The 1,533-nt window shown below is 67.4% G+C and carries 1 protein-coding gene; it reads right to left on the bottom strand.

The features are described 5' to 3' along the window. Positions 1-11: 11 nt before the first annotated feature. Positions 12-1,418 (bottom strand): IS4 family transposase, encoded by a 1,407-nt coding sequence (locus I8N67_RS41460; protein ID WP_200309500.1) that lies wholly within the window; start codon positions 1,416-1,418, stop codon positions 12-14. Between the last annotated feature and the right edge of the window lie 115 nt (positions 1,419-1,533).

The raw sequence follows: 1,533 nt of genomic DNA, 5'->3' as shown, positions 1-1,533 counted from the left end.
ACACCGTTGCGTTAGCGCCGTGAGCGGCTATTGAGGCCGTGGGTGAAGAATTCGACGGTGGTGTGGACGGTGTAGTTCTGGGCCTTCTGGGGGTGTTGTCCGGCGTTCGGGCCGTACTTACTGGTGGGGTTCTTGCGGGTGCGGGCCTTTACCCGTTGCCGTCGGTGGGCGGGCAGGAGGTCGCTCAGAGCGGCGTGGCCGATCGTGCCGACCAGGTCGATGAGGGTGCCGGGGAAGATTCCATGGCCGGCGGTGACGGTGTCGGTTGCGGCGGCCAGCAGGACGGTGAAACTGATCCGCTCCATGGGTACTTCCGGCCGTCCGGTCAGGGCGTCGTCGCCGGCGCGGATCAGAGCCTGGTAGGCGGTGAGCAGGGCGTAGACCTCCTGGTCGAGGCCATCGATGCTGCGGGAGCGCAGGACGCGGCCGTCGAGCATCGTGGCCTTGATCGAAAAGTATGTGGTTTCTGCTTGCCACCTGCGGTGATAGAGATCAACGAGCTCGGCGGCCGGGAAACGGACGGGGTCCAGCAGATTGGTGATCAGCCGCCACTGCTCGGTGCGGACGGTGCCATCGGCCAAAGTGACGGTGAGGGTCGCCTCGATCACGCGCACCGGCAGCAGTACCCGCAGGACGCCGTAGCCGATGCGGGCGATGTAGGAGCCGTCGCCCAGGTGCTCGGCGGGGGTGGGGACGCGGCGGGCCCCGGAGCGCACCAGGAACCGGGCCCCGCTGTGATGGACGGCATCAAGGAACTCGTTGCCGTCGAAGGCCGTGTCGGCCAGCAGGAGCATCGTCTTGTCCAGGGCGGTCAGAAGCCGCTTGGCATAGGGGAGTTCACCCTCGGACTCCGGTCCGAAGGCGGCGGCTATGAGGGCGCGGGTGCCGCACTCGACCAGGGCCAGCAGCCGCAGGAGCGGATAGCCGAACTCCAGACTCTCCCCGGCCCGCTTGGGGTAGTGCCAGGTGAGCGTCTCGTCGTCGGGGGTGTGCAGCAGGGTCCCGTCGACAGCCACCGTGCGCAGGCCCCGGTAGAAGGACCCGGCCTGCCCGGCGCGGGCGACGGGCCCGGCAAGCGTCTCGAACAGACGCCGCAGAGGTGCAGCCCCCACTCTGCGCCTGGCCCGCGTCAGCGAGGAGACCGCGGGACGCACCAGGGCCAGCGGGGTAAGGGCGGCGGTCAGCTTGGACCACACCGTGCGGTACGAGCGGTGTTCGAACAGCGCGAGAGCGAGCACGAAGTACACCACCACCCGCGAAGGAAGCAGCCGCAGGCGCTTTTCACGCCGACCAGTCTCCTCCAGCACCGCGTCCACCAGCGCGAAGTCCACGATCTGGGTCAACTCCCCCAGATGACCCGGCGCGAACACACCCCCGGCCGTCTCGATCGTGGACGTGATGACAGACTTCTCCTGCAACGGGACCCCTGACCTTGATCGACTTTCTTCGCCGATCGTTGATCTATCAGGTGGTCCCGTTGCGCTGTCCAACAGGGCTTGACGTACAGCTCAGCGGCCAAACGCAACGGTGTTG

It is taken from the genome of Streptomyces adelaidensis, assembly GCF_016598475.1.
GTDB classification, from domain to species: domain Bacteria; phylum Actinomycetota; class Actinomycetes; order Streptomycetales; family Streptomycetaceae; genus Streptomyces; species Streptomyces adelaidensis.
The sequence above is the reverse complement of the archived record's forward strand: the minus strand, read 5'-3'. Positions and strand labels throughout refer to the sequence as shown.